Origin of the sequence: Microbacterium sp. CCNWLW134 (assembly GCF_037083565.1) — a bacterium.
Lineage (GTDB): Bacteria > Actinomycetota > Actinomycetes > Actinomycetales > Microbacteriaceae > Microbacterium.
In genome coordinates this window covers 20,211-42,703 of record NZ_JBAOJU010000001.1, presented here as the reverse complement: position 1 = coordinate 42,703, position 22,493 = coordinate 20,211, and the positions used below count along the sequence as shown (strand labels likewise).

Annotated in this window: 22 protein-coding genes; 13 read left to right on the top strand and 9 right to left on the bottom strand. The window is 70.9% G+C overall.

Annotated elements, in window-relative coordinates; all coding sequences use genetic code 11:
* Positions 1-6: 6 nt before the first annotated feature.
* Positions 7-762 (bottom strand): 5-oxoprolinase subunit PxpA, encoded by a 756-nt coding sequence (pxpA, locus tag V6S02_RS00210; protein WP_124291730.1) that lies wholly within the window; start codon positions 760-762, stop codon positions 7-9.
* A gap of 92 nt (positions 763-854) precedes the next feature.
* Here pxpA and V6S02_RS00205 point away from each other — a divergent pair, with 92 nt between their 5' ends.
* Positions 855-2,594: an ABC transporter ATP-binding protein gene (locus V6S02_RS00205; RefSeq protein ID WP_336399394.1), complete on the top strand. Its 1,740-nt coding sequence runs from the start codon at positions 855-857 to the stop codon at positions 2,592-2,594.
* Positions 2,595-2,875: 281 nt separating this feature from the next.
* On the opposite strand, the gene V6S02_RS00200 is transcribed toward V6S02_RS00205, so the two are convergent.
* The 3 genes from V6S02_RS00200 to V6S02_RS00190 form a co-directional block, all read right to left on the bottom strand.
* Positions 2,876-3,835 (bottom strand): ABC transporter permease, encoded by a 960-nt coding sequence (locus V6S02_RS00200; RefSeq protein WP_179558497.1) that lies wholly within the window; start codon positions 3,833-3,835, stop codon positions 2,876-2,878.
* Positions 3,832-4,836, bottom strand: coding sequence for an ABC transporter permease (locus V6S02_RS00195; protein ID WP_336399393.1), 1,005 nt, complete (start codon positions 4,834-4,836; stop codon positions 3,832-3,834). Before V6S02_RS00195 ends, V6S02_RS00200 begins: the two co-directional genes overlap by 4 nt.
* 129 nt (positions 4,837-4,965) lie before the next feature.
* Positions 4,966-6,633, bottom strand: coding sequence for an ABC transporter substrate-binding protein (locus tag V6S02_RS00190; RefSeq protein WP_336399392.1), 1,668 nt, complete (start codon positions 6,631-6,633; stop codon positions 4,966-4,968).
* 194 nt (positions 6,634-6,827) lie between these two features.
* On the opposite strand from V6S02_RS00190, the gene V6S02_RS00185 reads away from it, so the two are divergent.
* The 3 genes from V6S02_RS00185 (at position 6,828) to V6S02_RS00175 (ending at position 8,913) form a co-directional block, all read left to right on the top strand.
* Entirely contained in the window at positions 6,828-7,691 is an 864-nt protein-coding gene (locus tag V6S02_RS00185; protein WP_336399391.1) for a spermidine synthase, read from the top strand.
* A gap of 109 nt (positions 7,692-7,800) precedes the next feature.
* A complete protein-coding gene (locus tag V6S02_RS00180; RefSeq protein WP_124291736.1) occupies positions 7,801-8,328 on the top strand; it encodes a hypothetical protein in 528 nt (175 codons plus the stop codon).
* 30 nt (positions 8,329-8,358) lie between these two features.
* Positions 8,359-8,913, top strand: coding sequence for a SprT-like domain-containing protein (locus V6S02_RS00175; protein WP_336399390.1), 555 nt, complete (start codon positions 8,359-8,361; stop codon positions 8,911-8,913).
* Here the strand turns inward: V6S02_RS00175 and V6S02_RS00170 are convergent.
* Positions 8,866-9,546 carry a 2-phosphosulfolactate phosphatase gene (locus tag V6S02_RS00170; RefSeq protein ID WP_336399389.1) on the bottom strand — a complete coding sequence of 227 codons (681 nt, stop codon included), beginning with the start codon at positions 9,544-9,546 and terminating at the stop codon, positions 8,866-8,868. The genes V6S02_RS00175 and V6S02_RS00170 overlap by 48 nt on opposite strands.
* 52 nt (positions 9,547-9,598) lie before the next feature.
* Here V6S02_RS00170 and V6S02_RS00165 point away from each other — a divergent pair, with 52 nt between their 5' ends.
* Positions 9,599-10,117, top strand: a complete 519-nt coding sequence (locus V6S02_RS00165) for a hypothetical protein (protein WP_124291739.1) — start codon at positions 9,599-9,601, stop codon at positions 10,115-10,117.
* A gap of 73 nt (positions 10,118-10,190) precedes the next feature.
* On the opposite strand, the gene V6S02_RS00160 is transcribed toward V6S02_RS00165, so the two are convergent.
* The 4 genes from V6S02_RS00160 to V6S02_RS00145 all read right to left on the bottom strand — a co-directional run bounded on the left by V6S02_RS00160 (position 10,191) and on the right by V6S02_RS00145 (position 14,450).
* Complete coding sequence (locus V6S02_RS00160; protein ID WP_336399388.1) at positions 10,191-11,663, bottom strand: ABC transporter permease; 1,473 nt, start codon at positions 11,661-11,663, stop codon at positions 10,191-10,193.
* A complete protein-coding gene (locus V6S02_RS00155) occupies positions 11,660-12,445 on the bottom strand; it encodes an ABC transporter ATP-binding protein (RefSeq protein WP_336399387.1) in 786 nt (261 codons plus the stop codon). The genes V6S02_RS00160 and V6S02_RS00155 overlap by 4 nt, the downstream gene beginning before the upstream one ends.
* Positions 12,446-12,568: 123 nt before the next feature.
* Positions 12,569-13,207, bottom strand: a complete 639-nt coding sequence (locus tag V6S02_RS00150; protein WP_336399386.1) for a response regulator transcription factor — start codon at positions 13,205-13,207, stop codon at positions 12,569-12,571.
* A 64-nt stretch (positions 13,208-13,271) separates the two neighbouring features.
* Positions 13,272-14,450: a histidine kinase gene (locus tag V6S02_RS00145; RefSeq protein ID WP_336399385.1), complete on the bottom strand. Its 1,179-nt coding sequence runs from the start codon at positions 14,448-14,450 to the stop codon at positions 13,272-13,274.
* Positions 14,451-14,695: 245 nt separating this feature from the next.
* Between V6S02_RS00145 and V6S02_RS00140 the strand changes: the two genes are divergently transcribed.
* The 8 genes from V6S02_RS00140 (at position 14,696) to V6S02_RS00105 (ending at position 22,368) form a co-directional block, all read left to right on the top strand.
* Positions 14,696-15,544 (top strand): nitrilase-related carbon-nitrogen hydrolase, encoded by an 849-nt coding sequence (locus tag V6S02_RS00140; protein ID WP_336399384.1) that lies wholly within the window; start codon positions 14,696-14,698, stop codon positions 15,542-15,544.
* 157 nt (positions 15,545-15,701) lie between these two features.
* Positions 15,702-17,135: a dihydropyrimidinase gene (gene hydA, locus V6S02_RS00135; protein WP_124291744.1), complete on the top strand. Its 1,434-nt coding sequence runs from the start codon at positions 15,702-15,704 to the stop codon at positions 17,133-17,135.
* Between the two features lie 5 nt (positions 17,136-17,140).
* Positions 17,141-18,157 carry a TIGR03842 family LLM class F420-dependent oxidoreductase gene (locus tag V6S02_RS00130; RefSeq protein ID WP_336400751.1) on the top strand — a complete coding sequence of 339 codons (1,017 nt, stop codon included), beginning with the start codon at positions 17,141-17,143 and terminating at the stop codon, positions 18,155-18,157.
* A 7-nt stretch (positions 18,158-18,164) separates the two neighbouring features.
* Positions 18,165-19,124 carry an ABC transporter permease gene (locus V6S02_RS00125; protein ID WP_124291745.1) on the top strand — a complete coding sequence of 320 codons (960 nt, stop codon included), beginning with the start codon at positions 18,165-18,167 and terminating at the stop codon, positions 19,122-19,124.
* A complete protein-coding gene (locus tag V6S02_RS00120) occupies positions 19,121-19,960 on the top strand; it encodes an ABC transporter ATP-binding protein (protein ID WP_336399383.1) in 840 nt (279 codons plus the stop codon). The genes V6S02_RS00125 and V6S02_RS00120 overlap by 4 nt, the downstream gene beginning before the upstream one ends.
* Positions 19,957-20,736 (top strand): ABC transporter permease, encoded by a 780-nt coding sequence (locus V6S02_RS00115; RefSeq protein ID WP_336399382.1) that lies wholly within the window; start codon positions 19,957-19,959, stop codon positions 20,734-20,736. The genes V6S02_RS00120 and V6S02_RS00115 overlap by 4 nt, the downstream gene beginning before the upstream one ends.
* Positions 20,737-20,832: 96 nt before the next feature.
* Complete coding sequence (locus V6S02_RS00110; RefSeq protein WP_124291748.1) at positions 20,833-21,996, top strand: ABC transporter substrate-binding protein; 1,164 nt, start codon at positions 20,833-20,835, stop codon at positions 21,994-21,996.
* 174 nt (positions 21,997-22,170) lie between these two features.
* Entirely contained in the window at positions 22,171-22,368 is a 198-nt protein-coding gene (locus tag V6S02_RS00105) for a hypothetical protein (protein WP_141936747.1), read from the top strand.
* Positions 22,369-22,493: the final 125 nt, after the last annotated feature.

Below are 22,493 nucleotides of genomic sequence, written 5' to 3'. Positions count from 1 at the left end.
GCATGTTCACCACGGCGCCCGCACGGCGACGCCGGCGTCATCCAGCGCGCGTCGCACCGCCTCTCCCATCGCCACCGCGGCCGGTGAATCGCCGTGCAGGCAGAGCGACGCCGCCGCGACGGTCAGCACCGACCCGTCGGCGGCGACGACCTCGCCCGATCGCGCCAGCCGGACCGCCCGCTCCGCAGCCGCCGCCGCGTCATCCAGCACCGCACCCGCTCGCCCCCGGGGCACGAGACCCCCGCCGGGCAGATATCCGCGGTCGAGGAACGCCTCGACGACGAAGGGCAGGCCGGCCGACTCGGCCGCCCAGGCGATCTCCCCCGGCATCCCGAGGATCGGCACGGCGCGTCCCTGCGACGCGGCGAGCTCGGCGACCGCCTCGGCCACCGCCCGCGCCGCCCCCGCGTCGGCGGAGACCGCGTGATAGAGGGCCCCGTGAGGCTTGACGTACCGGATGTCGGCCCCCGCCGTCGCCAGCGACCGGAGCTGCACCGCGACCTCGGCCCGCAGATCTGCGGGAGCGAGCGCCATCGGCACCCGGCCGAAGTTCACCGGGTCGGGATAGGACGGATGCGCCCCGACGGCCACGCCGTGAACAGCCGCGCGCGCCACCGCCTCGCGCATCGACCTCTCATCGCCCGCGTGTCCGCCGCAGGCGATGCTGGCGCTGGAGATGACGGCGAACATCGCGTCGTCGTCGGCCGTCGGCATCCCGTCGACCGTCTCACCCAGGTCGGCATTGAGGTCGATCACGCCCATGTCTTCACGCTACGCCGCGCGGCAACGTTACGGATGCGTAAAGGCTCCCGGCGCCGGATGCGCCGAGACCCGCGCCGGGGCAGGATGGGGGGATGCCTCGATCTTTCGAGCGGCCCGCGGCAGGGACGCCGCTGCTGCAGGTCCGCGACATGGCCGTGGAGTTCCGCACCGTCGACGGGACGGTCCACGCCGTCGAAGGCGTCGACCTCGATCTCGCCGCCGGTGAGACCCTCGCGATCGTCGGCGAGTCGGGGTCGGGGAAGTCGACCACGGCGATGGCGGTGATCGGTCTCCTCCCGGGCAACGGGCGGGTGACGCAGGGCAGCATCCTCTTCGAGGGCGAGAACCTCGTCGGAGCCCCCGAGTCGGTGATGCGCCAGGTGCGCGGCCGTTCGATCGGCCTCGTGCCGCAGGACCCGATGTCGAACCTCAACCCGGTCGCGAAGATCGGCACCCAGGTGGCCGAGACCCTCCTCGCGCACGGCCTGGCGACGCGCAAGGACGTCGACCGCAGGGTCGTCGAGACCCTCGAGGCGGCGGGTCTTCCCGACGCCGCCGCCCGCGCCAAGCAGTACCCGCACGAGTTCTCGGGCGGTATGCGCCAGCGCGCGCTCATCGCGATCGGCCTGGCGTGCAACCCCAAGCTCCTCATCGCCGACGAGCCCACGAGCGCGCTCGACGTGACGGTGCAGAAGACGATCCTCGATCAGCTCGACCGGATGACCAGCGACACGGGCACCTCGGTGATGCTCATCACGCACGACCTCGGCCTCGCCGCCGAGCGCGCCTCGCGCGTGGTCGTCATGCACCGCGGGCGCATCGTCGAGCAGGGGCCTGCGCGACAGATCCTCGAAGACCCGCAGCAGCCGTACACCCAGGCGCTGGTGAAGGCCGCCCCGTCGGTGGCGGCGGTGCGACTGCGTCCCGAGGCCTTCCGCCGGGCCGAGAAGACGGATGCCGCCGAGTCGGCTGCGCCCGCGGCATCCGTGTCCGTCGTCGAGAGCGCGTCGGCTGCGCCGGCCGGCGCGGGTGCCGAGGCGGCCCCGGATCACATCGTCGAGGTCGAGGGGCTGACCAAGGTCTTCCCGGTGCGGGGACAGAAGGACGACTTCGTCGCCGTGAAGGACGTCTCGTTCGCGATCCCGCGCGGGCAGACCGTCGCGATCGTCGGTGAGTCGGGGTCGGGGAAGACCACGACAGCCCGGATGATGCTGAAGGTCGTCGAACCGACGAGCGGCACCATCTCGTTCGACGGGGTCGACGTGTCGACCCTCAAGGGGCGGGCGCTGAAGGATTTCCGCCAGAAGGTGCAGCCGATCTTTCAGGACCCCTACTCGTCGCTGAACCCGATGTTCACCATCGAGCGACTGATCGAGGAGCCGCTGGAGTTCTACCGGCGCGGGTCGTCGGCCGAGCGCACCAAGCGGGTGCGGCAGCTGCTGGATGACGTGGCGCTGCCGGCCTCGATGATGCGCCGGTACCCGTCGGAGCTGTCGGGAGGCCAGCGTCAGCGCGTCGCGATCGCCCGGGCTCTCGCCCTGTCTCCCGAGCTGATCGTCTGCGACGAGCCGGTCTCGGCGCTCGACGTGCTCGTGCAGGATCAGGTGCTGCGGCTCCTGCGAGACCTGCAGCGCGAGTACGGGCTGAGCTACCTCTTCATCTCCCACGACCTCGCGGTGGTGCGGCTGATCAGCGACTACGTCTGCGTGATGAAGGACGGGCACCTCGTCGAGGCCGCGTCGGGCGAGGAGATCTTCACCAACCCGCGCGACCCCTACACGCGGCGTCTGCTCGCCTCGATTCCGGGCAACGAGCTCGACATCGCGGTCTGACCCCGCGCCGCGGCATCCGCTCCTCCACTGCCCTGCAGCTCCCCCGTCGCCTTCCGCCCCTCCGCGCGCGCGACCGGGGCCGAACGTGACGGGGGAGGCGCACGACCTTCGCGGTGATGGGTACTCCCCCGTCACGATCCGCCCCTCACCCGCGCGCGGAGGGGCCGAACGTGACGGGGGAGGCGCGGGGGTGTTCGCTCCCCCGTCACGATCCGCCCCTCACCCGCGCGCGGAGGGGCCGAACGTGACGGGGGAGGTGATGCGGGCGTGAGGGCGCGGCGCTAGCGGGCGCGGGTGCGGGGATCCATCGCTTCGCGCAGCGCCTCGCCGAGCAGGGTGAACCCCAGCGCGGTGATCGTGATGCAGGCACCGGGAAGGAACGCCAGCCACGGCGCGATCGCGAGCTCGAGCTGCGCGTAGGTGAGCATGCGCCCCCACTCCGCGGTCTGCGGAAGCCCCCCGCCGAGACCGAGGAACGACAGCGCGGCCGCCTCGATCACCGCGGTCGCCAGCGACAGCGTGCCCTGCACGATGACCGGACCGATGGCGTTGGGCAGCACGTGGCTCATCGTGATCTTGCCGCGGCCGAGGCCGAGCGTCTGGGCCGACAGCACGTAGTCGGCCGACCGCTGCTGGAGCATCGACGCCCGCAGAAGCCGCGCGAACACCGGCACCTGCGCGGCGCCGATCGCGATCATCACCGACAGCTGGGTCTGCCCGAGGATCGCCGCGATCGACACCGCCAGCAGCAGTGACGGCACCGAGAGCAGGATGTCGACGAAGCGCATCACGACGACGTCGACCCAGCCGCCGAACGCGCCGGCGATGAGGCCGAGCAGCATGCCGCCGAGAAGACCGAAAGCGGTCGAGACCACGCCGATCGTGAGCGACGCCTGCGCGCCCCAGATGAGCTTGGACAGCACATCGCCGCCGAAGCGGTCGAGTCCGAGCGGGAACTGCGGGAGCTCCCCCGGACCCGGGATGTAGGTCGGTGTGATGTACCGCTGGCCCGGCAGGTCGGTCGGGCCGTAGGGCGCGAGCACGGGCGCGAGGGCGGCGACGAGGATGAACAGGGCGATGATGACCGCCCCCACCCATGCCGAGGGGTTCCGACGCAGCCGCCGGAACACGTCGCGCCAGAAGCCGCCGCGCACCTGCGCGCCCAGCAGCTCCCGATCATCGATCGCGGTGTCGTCGACCGGCCCGCCGCTGGGGGCGGGGGGAAGCATCGCCGAGGTCATTGGACCCTCACTCTCGGGTCGATGAAGCTGTACGAGACATCCACGATCAGGTTGATCAGGGCGTACGCGATCGCGATGAAGATGATGAAGCCCTGCAGCACCGGGAAGTCACGGGTGAAGATGGCGCGGGCGAGGAACGATCCGATGCCGGGGAAGGCGAACACCGTCTCGGTGAGCACCGCCCCCGAGATGAGCAGTCCCGTCTGCAGACCCACCGTCGTGACGACCGGGAGCAGCGCGTTGCGCAGGATGAACCGCCCGCGGATCGTGCCCCGCGGCACGCCCTTGGCCATGCCGGTGCGGACGTAGTCGGCGTTCTGCACCTCGAGCACCGAGGCGCGGGTGATCCGCACGATGATCGCCAGGGGGATCGTCGCGAGCGCCACCGCGGGCAGGATCAGGTGAAGGATCGCGTCCCACGCGGCATCCCATTCGCCGGTGATGATCCCGTCGAGGATGTAGAAATTCGTGTAATGGGTCGCATCGATGCGCGGATCCTGCCGACCCTCCGACGGCAGCCAGCCCAGCTGCACCGCGAACACCCACTTCAGCAGGAACGCGAGGAAGAACACCGGGATCGTGATGCCGAGGAGGCTCGCGGCCACGGTGAGGTGGTCGGTGGCCTTGCCGTGCCGCCGGGCGGCCCAGTATCCGAGGGGGATGCCGACGCCGACGGCGATGAGCAGCGCGGCGCTGGAGAGCTCGAGGGTCGCCGGGAAACGGCGCCAGAACTCTTCGGTGACGGCCCGCCCGGTCTGGATGGACGTGCCGAAGTCGCCCTGCAGCAGGCGCCCGAGCCAGATGATGTACTGCTCGAACAGCGGCCGGTCGAACCCGTAGAGCCGGTTGATCTCGGCGACCGCCTCGGGGGTCGCCCGCTCACCGAGGAGCGCGACGGCGGGCCCGCCCGGCAGGGCGCGGACCCAGAGGAACAGCAGGATGGACAACCCGAACAGCGTCGGGATGAGCAAGAGGATCCTCTTGCCGATGGTGCGTATCACGGATGGCAGCCTTCGAGGACGAGCGCCCCGGCTCCGGCAAGGGGGCCGGGGGCGCGGTCGTGCGGAGGAGAAGACGAGCGGATGTCGCGGCGCGGCGTTCGAGGCCGCGCCGCGACATCCGGATCGTCGTTACTCGGAGAGCTCGACCAGGTTGTAGACCTCGTCCTGCACGGGGCTCGCCGGGTACGAGGTGACGCGCTCGTCGAAGACGAGGGTCGGCACCGGGTGGGCGAGCGGAATCCCGGGGAGGAACTCCATGATCTGCGCGTTCGCGTCGGCGTAGGCCGACTCCTGCTCCTCGGCCGTGGCGAGGCCACGACCGGTGGTCAACGCGCTGAAGATCTCGGCGTTGTCGAAGCCCCACTCGTTCGACGGTGCGCCGAAGAAGGTCCCCACGAAGTTGTCGGGGTCGTTGTAGTCACCGGTCCAGCCGAGCAGGTGGATGCCGTGCTCGCTGCCGCCCTGGATGAGGTCGAGGTACTCGCCCCACTCGTTCGAGACGGGGTTGAGCACGATGCCGACGGCCTCGAGCTGAGACTGCAGGTTGGTGAAGATCTGCTCGGGGTTGGGCATGTAGGGCCGCGAGATGTTGACCGGGTAGTTGAACGTGATGGTGAGGGGGTTCGACTCGTCGAAGCCCGCCTCGGCCAGCAGCGCCTGGGCCTGCTCGGGGTCGTACTCGTAGGTGGCGACGTCGGGGTTCCAGCCGATCACGCTGTCGGGCATGAACTGCGTGGCGACCTCGGTGCCCTCGGGGAGCACCTGCGAGATCAGCTGCTCCTTGTCGATCGCGTGGGCGATCGCCTGGCGGACGCGCTCGTCGGCGAGCTCGGGGACGGCCTGGTTCATGCCGAGGTAGAGCACGTTGAACGGGTCGCGGTTGATCAGGGTGAAGCCCGCCTCCTCCAGCGCGCCGAGGTCGGCGGGGGCGACGAGGTCGTAGCCGTCGATGCTGCCGGATTCCAGCGCCTGGCGCCGCGCGGTGGTGTCGCCGATCACCTGGAAGATGATCTCCTCGACGACGCCCTGCTCGCCCCAGTAGTCCTCGTAGGCGGTGAGGGTGGTGGTGCTGCCCGGGTCCCACGACTCGAACTGGAACGGACCGGTGCCGGTCGGGTGCCCCGTGGCGTACTCGCTGAGTGTCGGGGCCTCGGAAGTGCCGCCGACGTCGTCGGCGCCGTACTCCTCCAGCGCGGTCGGGCTCTGCATCGCGAAGGCGGGGAGCGACAGCGCAGGGATGAACCCGGCGAAGGGCTCGGTCAGCGTGACGGTGACCTCGGTGTCGCCGTTCGGCTCGCACCCGCCGTAGATCGAGGTGCCCGTGTCGGCGTAGCCGCGCATGAGCTTGCCCCAGTAGTACGACAGGCTCTCGCTCTGGGCGATGCCGGTGAAGTTGTTCTGGCGGTCGAAGTTGAAGCACACCGCTTCGGCGTTGAAGGGGGTGCCGTCGTGGAAGGTCACGCCCTCCACGAGGGTGAAGGTGTAGCTCAGTCCGTCCTCGGACTGCTCCCAGCTGCTGGCCAGGAGCGGCGCGGGGTCGGCCGTCCCGGGCTCGACGCCCACGAGGCCTTCGAAGATCTGCCGCGAGACGCGGAACGATTCGCCGTCGCTGGCGAACGCCGGATCCAGGCTCGACACGTCACCGGAGGCGCCGAAGATGAACGTCGAGTCGACGTCGCTCGGCTCCTCGCTTCCGCCGCCCTCCTCGCGCTGGCTCGCGCAGGCCGTCAGGATCAGCGATCCGACGGCGATGGCGGCAGCGCCGGCGAGCAGGCGCTTTCTCGTTGAGTGAAGCATCGTGTACTGCACCTTCCTTTTTGAGGGTCCCTTTCGGGTCGCGAGCACAGCGATGTGTGTGACAGCACCGGCCCACGGAGTGTGATCCCTCGACCGTACCCGCGCGCCGTCGCACGGATGGTCACGGTGAGGTTGCGATTCTGTTTCGGCGGCTGGGGGGAAGAAGGAGGGATGCCGCGGACTAGCGTTGAGCCATGGCGCGCGCTCGGGTGGAACAGGTGCGACCCTCGGCGCGGCTCGGCGACGGGACGCTCGCGATGATCGCGCCGTCGGAGTACGACACCGGCTGGGAGCTCATCGTCGACGGCACTCCGCAGTCGCACGTCGACCTCGACGACCCCACGCACCTGCACTTCGAGTACGTGTCGCGGATGGCGGCGGTGATCGACCGCCTGAAGCTCCCGGGTCAGCCCCTCACCGCCGTGCACCTGGGCGCCGGCGCGCTGACGGTGCCGCGGTACATCGAGGCGACCCGGCCGGGGTCGCGCCAGCAGGTCATCGAGCTCGAACAGCCCCTGGTCGACCTCGTGCGCGAGCATCTGCCCCTTCCGCGCGGGGCGGCGATCCGGGTGCGGATCGGCGACGCCCGACAGGGCCTGGCCCGGCTTCCGCGCGCCCTGGTCGGCGCCGTCGACGTGCTCGTCTCCGACGTCTACGCCGGCGCGCAGACCCCGGCGCACCTGACGACGGTGGAGTTCTACCGTGAGGCCGCCGCACTCCTCGCCCCCGACGGAGTGCTGCTGGTCAACGTCGCCGACGGCGCAGGGCTCGCCTTCGCCCGCCGACAGGTCGCGACGGTGCGCGAGGTGCTCCCCCACGTCATCGTGCTGGCCGAGGTGCAGACACTGAAGGGTCGTCGGTTCGGCAACCTCGTCGTCGCCGCCTCACCCACGTCCCTGCCGACCCAGTGGCTGCCGCGGCTGATGGCCGCAGGCCCTCACCCGGCGAAGGTGGCCGAGGGCGAGGAGGTCGTCGAGTTCGCGCGCGGCGCGCGCATCGCGACCGACGGCGACGCGACGCCGTCACCCAAGCCCGCGGCATCCGTCTTCGAACGGTGAATCGCGATCCTGATGCCGCCCTGCGGCGTGCCACGCCGGCGCCGGCGCCGCGGTCGCGCAGACTGGGGGAGCGTGGGCGCGGGACCCTCGAGCGTGGAAGGAGTCGATCATGAGCTACATCCTGGGATACGACCCCGACACCCTGCGGGAGCAGGTCGACCCTGTCCGCTGCGAGGGGCGCCTGGACGAGATCGGCGAGCAGCGGAGCCTGCCGGCTCTGCTCGAACGGGTGTGGCTGCTGAAGGTGCTCGATCGACTCGATGACGCGCTGGTGCTCTCGGAGCAGTCGGTGCGGGTGGCCCGGATGGCGGGGACGCGGAAAGACCTGCTGCGCGCCCGCATTCTCCACGCCACCGTGCTGCAGGTGCGCGGACAGCTCGCCGCCGCCGAGCAGGAACTCACCGCGTGCGCCGAAGAGGCCGATGGTCAGGGCTGGTCGGGCATCGCGGCCTTCGCGTACCAACATCGCGGCAAGACCCGCTACGACGGCGAGGACTACGACGCCGCGCGCACCGACTTCAAGCGCGCCCTGTTCCTCCGGCAGGAGTCGGGGGCCCCGGACGATCAGCTCGAATCGACGCTGTTGGCGATCGATGCGTCCGAGCGGCGGCGCATGCGGTCGTCGGTCGCAAGCTGAGTGTCGTAGATACGTTCTACTGTTTCGGGCATGTCAGAACCTGAACGTGTGCGCGTCTGGGCGAACGCCCTGATCGACCAGCATCTCGGCCCCTCCTGGACCTTCGGCTTCGACAACGCCAAGCGGCGTGCCGGCCTCTGCGACTTCCGGCGCAAACGCATCAGCGTCTCGCGCTACCTGTCGGCGCGGTACGACGACGACACCAATCACCAGACGCTGCTGCACGAGGTGGCCCACGCCCTCGCCGGGCCGGCGGCCGGACACGGCGCCGAGTGGAAGCGCATCGCGCGAAGTCTGGGCTACGTCGGGGGAACGACCCACGACGGCGAGACGGCCGTCGAGCTCGCGCCGTGGGTGGGGGTGTGCCCCGCCGGGCACACCGCGTACCGGCATCGGCGCCCGCCGCGGGCGACGTCGTGCGTCGCGTGCGCGCCGCATTTCGACCGCCGTCATCTGTTCACCTGGACGCGGCGAGAGATCTCGGCGGCGACCCGGCTGGCGGCGATGACACCGCGAGGGGATGCCGCCCCGGTCGAGTCAGATCCCGACGATGCGGGCCCCGCGCACGATCGGCACCGCTTCTGAGGCATCGACCTCGGCGGCTCGGACGACGTCTGGCCGCAGGTCTTTCTCGATGAGTTCCTGCCCCGAGCCGCTCGCGGTGAGGAGGTGACGCACGGCGCCGCGGAGGCCGCGGAACGCTTCGCCCGCCGTGGCGGCCTCGGGCGAGGAGTGGTCGATCCCCCGGGTGGTGAGGGCGTCGATGACGGCGCCCGCACCGAGGAGATCCTCGACGGCGAAGCGCAGCGGCGCCCCACCGTGACCGAGCTCACCGGCGGGGATGATCGAGATCGAGGTGCGGCGGCCACGGCGCTCCTGCTCATCGGCGATCGCCTGAGCGACGGCGGAGGCGTTGCGAAGTCCCGCGAGGAGGACGACCGGGCCGGAGGGTTCGTCCTCGACCGCGTGGGGGCCGGTCTGGTCGGGGCCTGCGACGGCGGCTGCGGCCGCGGCGACCCGAGCGCCGTTGAGTGACACGGCGAAGGCCGCGTCATCCAGCATCATCTCCTCGCCTCGCTCGACCACGTCGATCACGGTGCTGGAGAAGCGGAGCACGTCGACGACGACCACGATGTCGGCGGGCGCGAGGCGCGCGAGGGCGTCGAGCCCCCAGTCCAGACGCACCTGATACCGGGACTGATCGAAGGGCGAGGCCATTCCGTCAGCCTAAACGGGCGAGGCGGGCGACGCGGAATGACAGAGTGGGCACATGCGGATCATGCTCAAGCTCGTCATCGACTGCGATGCGGATGCCGCCTGGCGGGCGCTGCACTCCCCGCGCGCGGTTGCGGAACTGTACGGCCCGCTGGTGCAGCTGGCACCCCTCGAACCCGACGCGCTCCCGACCGCCTGGGAGCCGGGAGCGGAGGTCGGGGTCGAGATGAGCCTCGGCGGGCGGGTGTCGCTCGGCCGCCAGATCATCCACGCGAGCGACCGGACGATGAAGGGCCCGGACGGGCCGATCCGCATCTTCCGCGACAGCGGCATCCCGATCTCCGGGCCGCTCGCGGCCCTCGACGTCTGGGACCACCAGATGGCGGTGTCGCCGGCGCCCGGCGACCCGACGAAGACCCTGTGGCGCGACCGCCTCGTCATCGGCGGGGCGGCCGCGCCGGTGCTCTGGCCGGGCCTCTGGGCGGCGTGGCAGTGGCGCGCGGCACGCATCCGCGCACTCGCCCCGACGTGGGCGCACGAGCCGGCACCGGAGGATCCGGCGGCGGGCGCCTGACCGCCCGCCCCGCTCGATTCGTCGCAGCCGCCGCACCCACCCCGGCCGCGGGTGGTGCGGCGCGCGCGGCACGTCACTCGGCGAGCGCCTCGACCGGCGCGACCCGCGTCGCAAGGCGCGTGGGCACCACCGCGGCCACGAGGGTGAGCACCGCGGTCGCCGCGACCACGATGAGCACCGGAACGAGCGGCACCGCCGGCCACACGAAGGCCGGCCCCGGCGGAAGGCTCGGGTCGCCGGGCACAGAGCCGAGCAGCGACTGCGCGCCGGCCCACCCGTAGGCGACGCCGAGGACGAGACCGGTCGCGAGGGCGGCGATGGTGAGGTGCGCGGCTTCGAGCAGCACGACCCGGCGCACCTGGGGCGCCGTCAGGCCGAGGGCGCGGAGGAGTCCGAGCTCGCGACGGCGCTGCACGACGCCCAGGGTGAGGAGGTTGACCAGACCCACGGCGGCGATCACCGCCGAGATCGCGACGAGCACCATCATCACCGCGGCGAAGGTGTCGAGCACCGCTGCCATCTCGCTCGGCAGCTCACCGCCCGCCGACGCGGTGAGCACGGCCTTGGTCGACTCGATGGCCACGGCGAACATCGTCACGAGCGTCACCCCCATCACCACCCCGATCGCCATACGGCTCGAGCGCTCGGGGTAGCGGAGCGCGTTCTCGGCGGCCAGCCGCGCCGTGGCCGACCCGCCGAACAGCCGACCGATCAGCCGCAGGACCGGCGGCATGAGAAGGCTCGCCCCCAGCGCGATGCCGGTGAAGGAGAAGATGCCGCCGATGAACGCGACCGCGACCCCCAGCGGAGTGACGAGCCCGAGCGCGATGCCGGCCGCGAGGAGCGCACCGCCGACCGCGAACAGCGCGACGGCGGTGAGGTTGCGCCCGGTGCGACGGACGACCTCCTCACGCGTGACCTCGACGGCGCCCCCGAGGGCCTGCATCGGGGTGACGGTCAGCACCCGCCGCGATCCGGCCCACGCCGCGACCCAGGTGGTGAGCGCGACGATCGTCGCGGGCACGAGCAGTTCTCCGGTGACGACACCGTACGAGACGCCGTCGAGCCCGAGCAGCTCGGTGCCGACGACCACGCCGAGCGCGGCGACGCCGGTACCGGCGACGAGGCCGCCGAGAGCGCCGATGACGCCGACGACGAGTCCCTGCCGGGCGACCTCCTGACGCTGCGCGCGCGCCGAGGCGCCGATGAGGCGCATGAGCGCGATCTGTCGGGTGCGCCCGGCGATCACCGTGGCGAAGGTGTTCGCGGTGACGATCCCGGCCACGTAGACCGCGACGCCGACGAGGATGACGGTGAGGAAGCTCAGCACGAACGCCAGCGTCCCGCTGTCTCCGAGGTAGGGGTCGGCGCGGAGGATCGCAGCGAGGAACCCCGTGACCGAGACGAGGAGAACACCGAAGGCGCTCGAGATGCCGGCGACGAGGATGCTCGCGCCCATGCCGCGTTCGCGCAGGAACGCCCATCGCGGGGCGGCGGTCCGCGACATCCGGTCTGTTCTGTCGTCCGCCAGGGCGACCGCGCTCATGCCGTCACCTGCGCGGATGCGGGGCCCGACAGCTCGCCGGCGAGGAGGAAGGCCGAGATCTCCTCGGCGCTCTGTCGCGGCTTGTCGGCGGCGATGCGGCCGTCGCCGAGCACGATCACGCGGTCGGCGTGGCTGGCTGCCACAGGGTCGTGGGTGACCATCGCGATGGACTGGCCGTGCTCCCGGCTGGCATCGGCGAGGAGGCGCAGCACCTCGCGGCCGCTGCGGGAATCGAGGTTGCCGGTCGGCTCGTCGGCGAACACCACGTCGGGGGCGGTGGCGAGGGCGCGGGCGATCGCGACGCGCTGCTGCTGGCCGCCCGAGAGCTGGTGCGGACGGTGGCCGAGCCGAGAGGCAAGCCCGAGCGATGCGACGAGCCGGTCGATGCGCGCGCGCTCAAGCGCAGAGGGACGCCTTCCGTCGAGGTCGAAGGGCAGGAGGATGTTGCCCAGGGCGTCGAGGGTGGGCACGAGGTTGAACGCCTGGAAGACGAACCCGACGCGCCGGCGCCGCAGGATGGTGAGCTCGAGGTCGGTCAGGCCGGTGATCTCGGTGTCGCCGAGCCACGCACGGCCCGACGTCGGGGCGTCGAGTCCTGCCATGACGTGCATGAGCGTGGACTTGCCCGAGCCGGACGGCCCCATGATCGCGGTGAACTCGCCGCGGCGGATGCCGATGGTCACGCCGTCGAGCGCGCGTACCGCGCTGTCGCCCGTGCCGTAGGTCTTGGTCAGCTGCTGCACCCGGGCAGCCAGTCCCAGGTCTGTGGAGGAGATGTGCATGCCTTCGACGCTAGGAATCAGCGGGGTGCGGGCGCGTCGGCCCCGCGGCCGATCCGTGTACATCGGAAGGATGACGCGGGGCGGCCCTGCTGGTCGGGCGCGGGGCGTTTCGACGCGCTGCGCTCAGGCGAGGCCGTGTTCGAAGGCGAAGACCACCAGCTGCACGCGATCGCGGAGCGCGAGCTTGGTCAGGATGCGACTGATGTGCGTCTTGACCGTGGCCTCCGAGAGGTACTCCCGGGCGGCGATCTCGGCGTTGGAGAGCCCGCGCGCGGCGAGCGCGAAGATCTCGCGTTCGCGCTCGGTCAGCTCGCCGAACGCGGCCGGTACTGCCCGCGGCGCGGCATCGGCGAAACGGGCGAACAGATCACGGGTCGCCGAGGCGGCGATCACCGCCGACCCCGCATGCACGGTGCGGATCGCGGCCAGCAGGAACTCGGGGTCGGCGTCTTTCAGCAGGAATCCGCTCGCGCCCCCGCGGATCGCCCGCGCCGCAGCTTCGTCGAGGTCGAACGTGGTCAGCATCACCACCCGCGGCGGATCGGGATCACGCAGCAGTTCGGCGGTGGCGGCGAGGCCGTCCATCACCGGCATCCGGATGTCCATCAGCACCACGTCGGGCCGCGCCGACCGCACGACCGCGAGCGCCTCGCGTCCGTCGGCGGCTTCGCCGACGACCTCGAGGTCGGGCTGAGAGTCGACAACCATGCGAATCCCCGCCCGGAAGAGCGCCTGATCGTCGACCAGCACGACGCGGATCACGGCCTTGTCCCCTTCGCGCGACCCGCGGTCGTGCGCGGCCGAGGGGTGCGCGGCCGGGAGCGGGTCATGCCGGAACCTCCACCGGGATCCAGGCCCGTACGGTGAACGCGCCAGTCTCCTCTGCCGCGGAGAACTCTCCGCCCGCGAGCTGGGTGCGCTCGCGCATGCCGATCACCCCGTGCCCCGTGCGGGTCGGGACCGATGACCCGGCCGCGACGGGGTTGCTCACGGTGAGGTCGACACGCTTCGCGCCCCACGACAGCTGCACGTCGACCGGGCCGCCCGCCTCCCCGTGCCGGAGCGCGTTCGTCAGCGCCTCCTGCAGGATGCGGTACACGGCGATCTGCACCGATGCCGGCGGCTCGCCCGGCGGGGCGGGGTCGATGTCGACGCGCAGGTCGACACCCGCGGCGCGCACCTGCGCCCACAGCTCCTCGAGGTCGGCCAGGCTCGGCTGCGGGCCGTCGCCCTGGCTGTGGCGCAGCTGCGTCAGCAGCAGCCGCACGTCGGCGAGCGCGGCGCGAGCCGTCGACGAGATCGTCTGCAGGGCGGCGGTCGCCGCCTGCGGATCGGCCGCGGCGGCGTACCGCGCCCCATCGGCCTGAGCGACGACCACCGCCAGCGAATGGGCGACGACGTCGTGCATGTCGCGCGCGATCCGCGCGCGCTCGAACTCCGACCGCGCCTCCTCCTCGGCGCGCTCCTGGGCGAGGCGGTTCTCGCGCGCGCGCCGCGCGGTGCGTACGAGGGCTCCGCAGGTCCAGGCGAGCATCAGCGCGAAGGTCGCTCCTCCGAGCACGATCACCGCGATGGGCAGCACCGACAGGTCGAGGGGCGCCGAGGAGAGCGGCCCGAGGTACAGATAGAGGGTGATCACGATGGCGCCCGTCACCGCCGACGCGAGCCCGGCCCAGAACACGCGGATGCTGCCGTAGGCCGCCGTGGCGTAGAGCACGCCGAAGATCGCGACGTCGACCAGGCTCGGCCCGCGCAGCAGGCTCATCTGCAGAACAGCGCCCGCCCACGCCAGTGCCAGCGCCACCCCCGGCGAGAACCGGCGGAACCCCAGCGCCACGCTGAACAGCAGCACGTAACCGACGACCCCGAGCACGGTCAGCGTCCCGGTGGGTGGCCCGAGCACCCCGACACCCGCGTTCAGCTCGAAGACGACGGCGACGAAGAAGAAGCCGGCCGCCAGCGCGATGTCGGTCGCGGTCTGGAGGGGACGAAGCGGTCGGAACACCGTTTCACGCTAGAGGAGTGGATGCCGCGTGGCATCCGCCCTCCGATGTATCTCCGCGACGCGGACACCGCCCCTTGTGGGCGCGCGGCCGAGGCTTTACTGTCCGGACACAGGCCGAAACCGGCGGGAAACGTCCGGGAAGAAGGATCAGTCCACGGGGTGAGTACTCACCGGACGGTCCCGACACCGGTCCCCGTCGGCGTCAGCACGAAGAAGTACTGGACGACACGGATGGAGATGCGTAGATGACGACGGTGCGCGCAGCGATCACACAGACCACCTGGACCGGCGACAAGGAGTCGATGCTCGACAAGCACGAGGGCTTCGCTCGGGATGCCGCCGCACAGGGCGCACAGGTGGTGTGCTTCCAGGAGCTGTTCTACGGGCCCTACTTCGGGATCACGCAGGACAAGAAGTACTACCGCTTCGCCGAGGCCGCCGACGGCCCGATCGTGCAGCGCTTCGCCGCGCTCGCCAAGGAGCTGGGCACCGTGATGGTCCTGCCCATCTACGAGGAGGCCGAGACCGGGGTGTACTACAACACCGCGGTTCTGGTCGATGCCGACGGCACCATCCTCGGGAAGTACCGCAAGCACCACCTCCCCCACCTCGACCGGTTCTGGGAGAAGTTCTATTTCCGTCCGGGAAACCTCGGCTACCCCGTCTTCGACAGCGCTGTCGGCCGGATCGGCATGTACATCTGCTACGACCGGCACTTCCCGGAGGGGTGGCGCGAACTCGGCCTGAACGACGCGCACATGGTGTTCAACCCCAACGCCACCAAGCCCGGCCTGTCGAACCGGCTCTGGGAGGTGGAGGGGCCCGCGGCCGCGGTCGCCAACGGCTACTTCGTGCTGCAGCCCAACCGGGTGGGCCGCGAGGACAACGAGTACGGCGACCTCGCGGTGGACTTCTACGGCACCAGCCAGGTGATCGACCCGCGGGGGAACTTCGTCGGCGAGCGCGGTTCGGGCACCGAGGAGGAGATCCTCGTGCGCGACCTCGACATGGAGATGGTGCGGGAGATGCGCGACGACTGGCAGTTCTACCGCGATCGTCGCCCCGACTCCTACACGAAGATCGCCCGCCCCTGACATCCATACCCATCGACATGAGCACGCGGACGAGCGGAGCGGCGCAGGCAGCGCCGACGCTGGCATCGGGTCTGGCGGGAGCGCCAGCCGAAGGCCGACGCGGGGGCATGCGTCGGCGCTGCCTGCGCCGCGCAGCAACAACCAAGGAGATCACTTCATGACCACCACACTCATCACCGGAGGCACCGTCGTCTCCGCGACCGGCCGCGGCGACGCCGACGTGCTCATCGACGGCGAGACCATCGTCGCGGTGCTGGCACCCGGTTCGCAGCTGCTCGGCACCGACCTGGCGGCATCCGTGGACACCGTCATCGACGCGACCGGCAAGTACGTGATCCCGGGCGGCATCGACGCCCACACCCACATGGAGCTGCCGTTCGGGGGCACCGCCGCCTCGGACACCTTCGAGACCGGCACGCGTGCCGCAGCATGGGGCGGGACGACGAGCATCATCGACTTCGCCGTGCAGCGCTACGGCGAGCGCGTCGAAGACGGACTCGCCGCGTGGCACGAGAAGGCCGCCGGCAACTGCGCGATCGATTACGGGTTCCACCAGATCATCGGCGGGGTCGACGACGACTCGCTCCGGGCGATGGACTCCCTCATCGACGAGGGGGTGACGAGCTTCAAGCTCTTCATGGCCTACCCCGGGGTGTTCTACTCCGACGACGCCCAGATCCTGCGGGCGATGCAGAAGTCGGCCGACACGGGCCTGCTGACGATGATGCACGCCGAGAACGGCCCCGCCATCGACGTGCTGGCCGCCCAGCTCGCCGAGGTCGGCAAGAAGGCGCCGTATTACCACGGCATCGCCCGCGCATGGCAGATGGAGGAGGAGGCCACCCACCGCGCGATCATGCTGGCGAACCTCACCGGCGCCCCGCTGTACGTGGTGCACGTCAGCGCCAAGCAGGCCGTCGACCAGCTGGCCTGGGCCCGCGATCAGGGCTGGAACGTCTTCGGCGAGACCTGCCCCCAGTACCTCTACCTCTCGCTCGAGGAGCAGCTGGGCGCCTTCAGCGAGGAGTGGGGTCAGTTCGAGGGCGCGAAGTGGGTGTGCTCCACGCCGCTGCGCAGCCGCAGCGAGGGCCATCAGCACCACATGTGGCAAGCCCTGCGCACGAACGACATCCAGATGGTCTCCACCGACCACTGCCCGTTCTGCATGAAGGGGCAGAAGGAGCTGGGGAAGGATGACTTCCGCGCGATCCCCAACGGGATCGGCTCGGTCGAGCACCGCATGGACCTGATGTACCAGGGCGTCGTCACCGGGAAGATCACGCTCGAGCGCTGGGTGGAACTGACCTCCACGACGCCGGCGCGGATGTTCGGCCTGTACGGCAAGAAGGGGGTGATCCAGCCCGGCGCCGACGGCGACGTCGTGGTCTACGACCCCCACGGGCACACCACCATCTCTGCGGCCAGCCACCACATGAACATGGATCACTCGGCGTGGGAGGGCTTCGAGATCGACGGGCACGTCGACACCGTCATCTCCCGGGGCAAGGTCATCGTCGACGGCGGCACCTACCACGGCGGCAAGGGCGACGGGCAGTACCTGCGCCGTGGCCTCAGCCAGTACCTGGTGTGACGGCCATGGATTTCGGTGTCGTCCTGCAAACCAATCCGCCCGCGGCCCGCACGGTGCAGCTGGCCAAGCTCGCCGAGGCGCACGGGTTCAGTCACGTGTGGACCTTCGACTCGCACCTGCTGTGGCAGGAGCCGTACGTCATCCACTCGGCGATCCTCGCCGAGACCAAGCGCGTGATCGTCGGGCCGTTCGTGACGAACCCCGCCACCCGCGACTGGACGGTCACCGCCTCGGTGTTCGCGACCCTCAACGAGATGTACGGCAACCGCACCATCTGCGGCATCGGCCGGGGTGACTCGGCCGTGCGGGTGACGAACGGCAAGCCCACGACGCTGAAGGAGCTGCGGGAGTCGATCCACGTCATCCGCGAGCTCGGCAACTCGCGCCCGGTGGAGTACAACGGTGCGACCCTGCAGTTCCCCTGGAGCCGCGGGTCGGAGCTCGATGTGTGGGTCGCCGCCTACGGTCCGCTCGCCCTGAAGCTCACCGGCGAGGTCGGCGACGGCTTCATCCTGCAGCTGGCCGACGTCGACATCGCCGCGTGGATGATCACGACCGTGCGGGACGCCGCGGAGGCAGCCGGACGCGATCCCGACAGCATCGCGTTCTGCGTGGCCGCTCCGATGTACATCGGCACCGACCGCGCGCACATGCGCGAGCAGTGCCGGTGGTTCGGGGGCATGGTCGGCAACCACGTCGCCGACATCGTGGCCAAGTACGGTCAGCACGGGGCCGTTCCCGACGCCCTCACCGACTACATCGCGGGGCGCACCGGGTACGACTACAACACCCACGGCAAGGCCGACAACGACCACGTCGACTTCGTGCCCGACGAGATCGTCGAGCGGTTCTGCATCCTCGGCACCGCCGAGGAGCACATCGCCAAACTCGAGCAGCTCCGGGCCCTCGGAGTCACCCAGTTCGCGGGGTACCTGCAGCACGACAACAAGGAGGAGACCCTCCGCGTCTACGGCGAGACCGTGATCCCGGCTCTGCAGGCGCACGTGGCGGCCAAGAAGTGAGGTCGGGATGACGAGAACGGATGTCGCGCCCGACGTCGTCACCGCCGCCAGCCGGTCCACATCTGTCCGGGCCGCACGCCCCGGCGGGCCACGCGGTGGCCGCCGGGGCGCGGCGTGGCTGTGGGGCGTCGTCGGGGTCGCCGCGGTCATCCTGCTGTGGGAGGCGTACAAGCTCCTGGCGCCCGAGAACGGGGTGCTCGTCGGCGACGTGCGCGTCCTCCCGCGCACCACCGACCTCGCGATGCCCCACGTCTGGGACATGGTGATCCGTCTCGCAGAACCCGTCACCCGGCAGGACGGCTCTCCGCCGCTCTGGGCGGCGGTGGCCCTCGCCGCCCTCACCACGCTGGGGATCGCAGCGGCCGGATGGCTCGTGGGCCTCGTGGTCGGCATGGCGCTCGCCCTGGTGATGCAGCGCTGGCAGCTGGCGGAGTGGGGACTTCTCCCCTGGATCATCCTCAGCCAGACCGTTCCGCTGATCGCCTTCGCGCCGATCGTCCGCAGCTGGGGATCGCGGATCGAGATCGCAGGCGCCCAGTGGCAGGACTGGATGTCGGTGGCCGTCATCGCCTCGTACCTCGCGTTCTTCCCCATCGCCGTCGGCGCCCTCCGCGGGCTGCAGTCCCCCGAACGCCTCCATGCCGAGCTCTTCCACACCTACTCCGCCGGATACTGGCAGACCCTCTGGCGCCTGCGGCTCCCCGCCGCGGTGCCCTACCTCCTGCCGGCCCTGCGCCTCGGGGCGGCGAACGCCGTGGTCGGCGCGGTCGTCGCCGAGGTGTCCACGGGCCTCCAGGGCGGGATCGGCCGGCTCCTCATCCAGTTCGCCGGCCAGGCCTCGGGCGACCCCGCCAAGGCCTGGGGCCCGATCTTCGGCGCTGTGGCCCTCGGGCTCATCGCCGCCGGGTCGATCGCGGTCCTCGGCGTCATCCTGAAGAACTATCGACGAGGCGAGGTCACCGCATGAGCGCCCCCACCCCCACCGCCCCACCGGTCACCACGACAGCAGCGGTCTCGGTCACCGACGTGACCAAGACCTTCGCCTCGGCGTCGGGTGAGGTGCACGCCCTCACCGCCGTCGACCTCACCGTCGCCCCCGGCGAGTTCGTCTCGCTGATCGGCCCGTCCGGCTGCGGCAAGTCGACGCTCCTGCGTCTCATCGCCGACCTCGACACCGCGTCATCGGGGCGCATCGAGGTCTTCGGCAAAGACCCCTCCCGCGCCCGCCGCGACCAGGACTACGGCATCGCCTTCCAGCAGGCGGGCCTCCTCCCCTGGCGCACCGTGGCGGCGAACATCGCTCTGCCCCTCGAGATCCACGGCGTCGGCGCCGCCGATCGGCGAGCGCGCGTGGCCGAGCTCACCGAGATGGTCGGCCTCACCGACTTCGCCGACCGGTACCCGGACCAGCTGTCAGGAGGGATGCAGCAGCGTGTCGCGATCGCGCGCGCCCTCGCCGAACAGCCGCGGCTGCTGCTGATGGATGAGCCGTTCGGCGCCTTGGACGAGATGACGCGCGAGCGCATGCAGACCGAGCTCGCGCGCATCGCGACCGAGACCGGCGCGGCCGTGGTCTTCGTCACCCACTCCATCCCCGAGGCGGTCTTCCTCTCGGATCGGGTGGTCGTGATGTCGCCGCGCCCGGGACGGATCACCTCGGTGGTGGATGTGAGCTTCGGGGCCACCCGTCGCGATGAGGCCCTGCGCGAGGCATCCGTCTTCTTCGACAGCGTCACCGCGGTGCGCGCGGCCCTCCACGGCGAGACCGACGGCGAGCGCGCCGCGACCCGGGAGATGCGATGACAGCCGCGACCGCCGAGCGCCTCCGGATCATCGCCCCGATCGTCGTCGGGCTGGTCTTCCTCGGCGTGTGGCAGCTGCTCGTCGGGGTCGTCGGCGTCTCGGACTACCTGCTTCCCAGTCCCGCGGCCATCGCGGAGGAGTTCATCGCCTTCGCCCCCGCGATCGCCGACGCGACCTTCGTCACCGGCACGAACGCGCTGCTCGGACTCGTCGTCGGCACCGTCCTCGCCGTGGTGCTGGCGGCCCTCGCTGCACGGTGGCAGGCCGTCGACGGGATGTCGGCGCCGGTCGTCGCCGCGCTCGCCGTCGTGCCGATCGTGGCGCTGGCCCCGGTCCTGAACTCGATGTTCGGTGCCGACAGCCAGTTCGGGCGGCAGGCGATCGCGGCCCTGGCGTCGTTCGTTCCCGTCTTCGTCAACACCCTCCGCGGCCTTCGTCAGACCCGACCTGTGCACCGCGACCTCATGCGCAGCTACGCCGCCAGCTCATCGCAGGCCTTCCGCGTGGTGACGCTCCCGACGGCCGCGCCGTTCCTTCTCACCGGCATCCGGATCGCCAGCTCGCTCGCGGTCATCTCCGCCCTGGTGGCCGAGTACTTCGGCGGGCCCCGCGGAGGCCTGGGGAGCTTCATCTCCACCTCGGCGGCCACGAGCGCCTATGCGCGCGCGTGGGCCTACGTCGCCGCAGCCATCGCGCTGGGGCTCGTGTTCTTCCTGGCCACCGCGGCGCTCGAACGTCTGGTCCTGCGCCGCCTCTCTCCCGGGGGTGCGCGATGACGCCCGCCCCCGACAGCGTCCCCGCACCCGGCGGGGCCGGCACCGCACCATCCCATCGCACGACGTGATCCCGGAGGGGATTCGAAGGGAACCACCATGAGACACAGCACACGCCGCGGGCTCGCGGCCGGAGCTGCCGCGCTGACCGCGGCGCTCGTCCTCACCGCCTGCTCGGGCGGCGGCTCTGATTCGGGTTCGGGTGACGCCTCGGGCGACGGCTCCGACGGCGAGCTGACCCCGGTGACGCTCCAGCTGCAGTGGCTGCCGCAGGCGCAGTTCGCCGGCTATTTCGCCGCCGCCGATCAGGGCTTCTTCGAAGAGGAGGGCCTGGAGGTGGAGATCATCCCGTCCGGCGGCGACATCGTGCCGCAGGACGCCCTCGCCGCCGGCGACGTCGACTTCGCCATCGCCTGGGTGCCGAAGGTGCTCGGCTCGATCGAGGCGGGGGCCAACCTCACGAACATCGCCCAGATCTTCCAGCGCTCGGGCACCCTCCAGGTCTCGTGGGCCGATGCGGGCATCGAGTCGGTCGCCGACTTCGAGGGCAAACGGATCGGCTCGTGGGGGTTCGGCAACGAGTGGGAGATCTTCGCGGCGATGGCCGCCGAGGGGCTGGACTCCACGACCGTGGAGATCATCACGCAGGACTTCAACATGAACGCCTTCCTGCAGGGCGACATCGACGCGGCGCAGGCGATGACCTACAACGAGTACGCCCAGCTGCTCGAGACCGTCGACCCCGACACCGGTGAGCTGTACCAGCCCGAGGACTTCTCGGTCATCAGCTACCAGGACACGGTCGGAGCCATGCTGCAGGACGCCATCTGGGCCGACACCGAGCGTCTGGAGTCCGACGAGGCGTACGCCGAGACGGCCGTGGCGTTCCTGAAGGCGGTCATCAAGGGGTGGGCGTACGCGCGCGACAACCCCGAGGAGGCCGCCGACATCACCCTGGCGTCGGGGTCGGGGTGGGGCCCGAGCCACGAGCTGTGGATGATGAACGAGACCAACAAGCTCATCTGGCCCGCGGCCGACGGCATCGGCATCATCGACGAGGCCGCATGGGCTCAGACCGTCGAGGGGGCCCTCGCCGCGGTCAACGAGACCGGGGCGCGCCTCATCACCGAAGAGCCACCGGCGACGGCATACGACAACCAGTACATCCAGCAGGCGCTCGACGAGCTGGAGGCCGACGGCGTCGACGTGTTCGGCGAGTCGTTCGAACCCATCGAGGTTGAACTGCAGGAGGGCGGCAACTAGGCCCCGCCGCACCATCCTTCGCCCGCGAGGCTGCATGTGCACGTCGAACCGAGAGCGCCGCGATCGGTCTTGACGCCGCAGTGCAGTCTCGCGGGACCTTGGGCCCGGAGCCGCGTCGCACGCGACGCGATCATGGAGGTGACCGGCGGGGCGAGGGAGAAGTGAGGTCAGCTCGTGGCATCCGACAGTCGTGTCACCGTCGTGAACTCCGGCGCGTGGGGCTTCTTCTTCTTCCTGGCGTACATCGGCGCGGCCATCTACTTCGTCTCGGTGTCGGACGGATCGTTCTGGGGGTTCATCCTCGGACTCCTCCAGGCGATCGTGTGGCCGGCGTACGTGCTCTACCACGCGCTCATGCTCCTCGGCGCCTGAGACGGAGCCGGCTCGGCGCGACCCTCTCCCCAACACGCCCGCGATCAGCGAGACTGCATATGCGCGCCGAGACGACGTTCGCCGCAGTGGGTCTCGTCGCCGCAGGGCGGTCTCGCGGGTGGGAC

Excerpts from the sequence above, each read along its gene's own strand:
- pxpA (WP_124291730.1), bottom strand. The coding sequence starts at position 762 with ATGGGCGTGATCGACCTCAATGCCGACCTGGGTGAGACGGTCGACGGG.
- V6S02_RS00205 (WP_336399394.1), top strand. The coding sequence starts at position 855 with ATGCCTCGATCTTTCGAGCGGCCCGCGGCAGGGACGCCGCTGCTGCAG.
- V6S02_RS00200 (WP_179558497.1), bottom strand. The coding sequence starts at position 3,835 with ATGACCTCGGCGATGCTTCCCCCCGCCCCCAGCGGCGGGCCGGTCGAC.
- V6S02_RS00190 (WP_336399392.1), bottom strand. The coding sequence starts at position 6,633 with ATGCTTCACTCAACGAGAAAGCGCCTGCTCGCCGGCGCTGCCGCCATC.
- V6S02_RS00185 (WP_336399391.1), top strand. The coding sequence starts at position 6,828 with ATGGCGCGCGCTCGGGTGGAACAGGTGCGACCCTCGGCGCGGCTCGGC.
- V6S02_RS00180 (WP_124291736.1), top strand. The coding sequence starts at position 7,801 with ATGAGCTACATCCTGGGATACGACCCCGACACCCTGCGGGAGCAGGTC.
- V6S02_RS00175 (WP_336399390.1), top strand. The coding sequence starts at position 8,359 with ATGTCAGAACCTGAACGTGTGCGCGTCTGGGCGAACGCCCTGATCGAC.
- V6S02_RS00170 (WP_336399389.1), bottom strand. The coding sequence starts at position 9,546 with ATGGCCTCGCCCTTCGATCAGTCCCGGTATCAGGTGCGTCTGGACTGG.
- V6S02_RS00165 (WP_124291739.1), top strand. The coding sequence starts at position 9,599 with ATGCGGATCATGCTCAAGCTCGTCATCGACTGCGATGCGGATGCCGCC.
- V6S02_RS00160 (WP_336399388.1), bottom strand. The coding sequence starts at position 11,663 with ATGAGCGCGGTCGCCCTGGCGGACGACAGAACAGACCGGATGTCGCGG.
- V6S02_RS00155 (WP_336399387.1), bottom strand. The coding sequence starts at position 12,445 with ATGCACATCTCCTCCACAGACCTGGGACTGGCTGCCCGGGTGCAGCAG.
- V6S02_RS00140 (WP_336399384.1), top strand. The coding sequence starts at position 14,696 with ATGACGACGGTGCGCGCAGCGATCACACAGACCACCTGGACCGGCGAC.
- hydA (WP_124291744.1), top strand. The coding sequence starts at position 15,702 with ATGACCACCACACTCATCACCGGAGGCACCGTCGTCTCCGCGACCGGC.
- V6S02_RS00130 (WP_336400751.1), top strand. The coding sequence starts at position 17,141 with ATGGATTTCGGTGTCGTCCTGCAAACCAATCCGCCCGCGGCCCGCACG.
- V6S02_RS00125 (WP_124291745.1), top strand. The coding sequence starts at position 18,165 with ATGACGAGAACGGATGTCGCGCCCGACGTCGTCACCGCCGCCAGCCGG.
- V6S02_RS00120 (WP_336399383.1), top strand. The coding sequence starts at position 19,121 with ATGAGCGCCCCCACCCCCACCGCCCCACCGGTCACCACGACAGCAGCG.
- V6S02_RS00115 (WP_336399382.1), top strand. The coding sequence starts at position 19,957 with ATGACAGCCGCGACCGCCGAGCGCCTCCGGATCATCGCCCCGATCGTC.
- V6S02_RS00110 (WP_124291748.1), top strand. The coding sequence starts at position 20,833 with ATGAGACACAGCACACGCCGCGGGCTCGCGGCCGGAGCTGCCGCGCTG.